The following is a 2723-nucleotide window of genomic DNA, read 5'->3' on the forward strand; positions in this document are numbered from 1 at the left end:
ACCAGCTGACGGTCACCTTACTCCACTCGGTCAGAAATGCAGGAAGGGGGATACTCCGCCTCAACCTGCTCTCAACTTATCTGGGCAATTGGTCTGTACGCGCCGCCATGATGAAGTCGTTGCGATGTAAACCGCCGATCTTGTGGGTCCACCAGCTGACGGTCACCTTGCCCCACTCGGTCAGGATGGCCGGATGGTGGAACTCCGCCTCCGCCAGCTCCCCCAGACGGTTGGTGAAGGCGAGCGCCTCCTTGAAGTTGCGAAACGTAAATTCCCGCCGCAGTTGCAGCGCCCCCTCCTCCACCAGCGGCTGCCAGTCGGGGATAAGCTGCATCAGCTCGCGCAGCTCCTCATCGCTCACCTTGGGGGCATCGGCGCGGCACGCTTCACACTGCTGGCTGGCCAGTTCGGACATGGGTTACTCCTGCTTGGATCAATGAATATGAAATAGGGTTGTTTGCCTTTGGTCAGCTCGCCTGCTTGCCTGAGACAGGTTCAAAGCGCGGCGGATAGAGACCAAGCCGACTGGCCTCGGCCAGAGCAGCCATGATCTCCTCCCCGCTCAACTGGTAGAGATGATCGAGACTCGGCAGCACAAAATAGGTGGGCTGCATGATGTCGATGCGATACGGGGTGCGCAGCACGGTCAGCAGATCGAAGGGTTGCAGCAGCGGCTTGCCACAGAGGGCATAAGCTGTCTCGCCGATGGAGGAGAGAATGCCGCCGCCGTAGATGCGCAGCCCGTCCGGCGTGGCCAGCAGGCCAAACTCCACGGTGAACCAGTAGAGCCGGGCCAGAAAGACCCGCTGCTCCTTGCTCGCCTGCTGGCCAAGCTGACCATACAGGTGGGTAAAGTGGGCAAAGGCCGGATTGGTCAGCATGGCGCAGTGGCCGAAGATCTCGTGAAAGATATCGGGCTCTTGCAGGTAGTCGAGCTCGTCCCGACGCCGGATAAAGGTGGCCACCGGAAACTGGCGGTTGGCCAGCAGGGCGAAGAAGCGATCGAACGAGATGAGCGCAGGCACCGCCGCCACCGACCAGCCGGTCGCAGGCTGCAAGACGGCGTTGATCTCGGCCAGCTGGGGGATGCGATCACGGGGCAATCCCAGCCGGTCGAGACCGGCCAGATACTCGTCACACCCCTTGCCATCGAGAGCCGCGAACTGGCGTTCGATCAGGATCTGCCAGGTGCCGTGCTCTTCGTTGCTGTAGTGGATCACCCCGTCAGCATCCGGCTGGTGTGCGGTGTAAAAGGTTGCCATAGCGGTTCCATCCTCTGGCGCCACATCAAGGCGCCTTGCCGTTTCATCACGGCTTCACTGTAACGAAATGGCAACAAAAAAAGCAGCCGACCCATGAGTCGGCTGCCTGAAACAGTTGTAAATAAATTGTGACAACCCGCTAAGTAACTCCCACTACAGCTTGACCATGATATGGCGCGGCACCGTGTAATCCTCCAGCGCATAGAGGGAGAGATCCTTGCCGTAGCCCGACATCTTCATGCCACCGTGGGGCATCTCCGAGGTGAGCATAAAGTGGGTGTTGATCCAGGTGCAGCCATATTGCAGGTGGCTGGCCACCTTGCTGGCGAGGCTCAAATCCCGGGTCCAGACCGACGAGGCGAGACCATAGTCCGAGTCATTGGCCCACTGCACCACCTGTTCGGCATCGTTGAAACGGGTCACCGACACCACGGGGCCAAACACCTCACGCCGCACGATCTCATCCTCCTGACGGGCCCCGACAATCAGGGTCGGCTCGAAGAAGAAGCCGCTGCCGGGGCGGATCTTGCCGCCCGCCGTCACCTCCACATGGCCGCTGCTCTGGGCCCGCTCGACAAAGCTGGCAACCCGGTTGCGCTGTCTGTCCGAGATAAGCGGCCCCATCTCCACACCCTCCTCGTACTGGCTGCCCACCTTGATGGAGGCCACCGCATCGGTCATGGCCGCGACGAACTTGTCGTAGATCTTGCCCTGGGCATAGATACGGCAGGCGGCAGTGCAATCTTGCCCGGCGTTGTAGAAGCCGAAAGTACGAATACCCGCCACCACCGCCTCCAGATCCGCATCGTCGAAGATGATCACCGGCGCCTTGCCCCCCAGCTCAAGGTGGGTGCGCTTCATGGTGCGGGCGGCGCTTTGCAGGATCTTCTGGCCGGTGGCGATATCGCCGGTGAGCGACACCATCCGCACCAGCGGGTGCTCCACCAGCGGCGCCCCCACGCTTTCACCCCGTCCGCAGATGACGTTGATGACGCCGCGGGGGAAGATCTCGCTGGCGAGCTCGGCAAGGCGCAGGGCGGTGAGCGGGGTCTGCTCGGAGGGTTTGAGCACCACCGTATTGCCCGCCGCCAGCACCGGTGCCATCTTCCAGGCCGCCATCATCAGCGGGTAGTTCCAGGGGGCGATACTGCCCACCACCCCGATGGGATCGCGGCGGATCATGCTGGTGTGCCCCTCGATATACTCCCCCGCCAGCGGCCCTTGCAGGCAGCGGGCAGCCCCGGCAAAGAAGCGGAAGCAGTCCACCACCGCAGGCAGCTCGTCGTTGAGCACCGCCAGATAGGGTTTGCCGCAGTTGAGGGATTCCAGCGCCGCAAACTCTTCGGCGTGGCGCTCGATGAGATCAGCAAGACGCAGCAGCAGGTTGCTGCGCTGGGCCGGGGTGGTGCGGCTCCACTGGGCGAAGGCGCGCTGGGCACCGTTCACCGCCCGGTTCACCTG

The 2723-nt window shown here is 62.4% G+C and carries 3 protein-coding genes; all 3 read right to left on the reverse strand.

From position 1 onward, the window contains the following. Positions 1-76: 76 nt before the first annotated feature. A complete protein-coding gene (locus tag LD28_RS0112545) occupies positions 77-415 on the reverse strand; it encodes a 4a-hydroxytetrahydrobiopterin dehydratase (RefSeq protein WP_005352635.1) in 339 nt (112 codons plus the stop codon). 52 nt (positions 416-467) lie between these two features. Further along, on the reverse strand, positions 468-1262 hold the full coding sequence (phhA, locus tag LD28_RS0112550) for a phenylalanine 4-monooxygenase (protein ID WP_033137303.1): 795 nt from the start codon (positions 1260-1262) through the stop codon (positions 468-470). 153 nt (positions 1263-1415) lie between these two features. After that, a partial coding sequence (locus LD28_RS0112555; protein ID WP_033137304.1) for a gamma-aminobutyraldehyde dehydrogenase occupies positions 1416-2723 on the reverse strand: 1308 nt, incomplete at its 5' end.

The sequence above is a fragment of the Aeromonas finlandensis genome, from assembly GCF_000764645.1.
In the GTDB taxonomy this organism is placed as follows: Bacteria; Pseudomonadota; Gammaproteobacteria; order Enterobacterales; family Aeromonadaceae; genus Aeromonas; species Aeromonas finlandensis.

Coding starts and splice junctions, on each gene's coding strand:
- LD28_RS0112545 (WP_005352635.1), bottom strand. CDS start 415: ATGTCCGAACTGGCCAGCCAGCAGTGTGAAGCGTGCCGCGCCGATGCC.
- phhA (WP_033137303.1), bottom strand. CDS start 1,262: ATGGCAACCTTTTACACCGCACACCAGCCGGATGCTGACGGGGTGATC.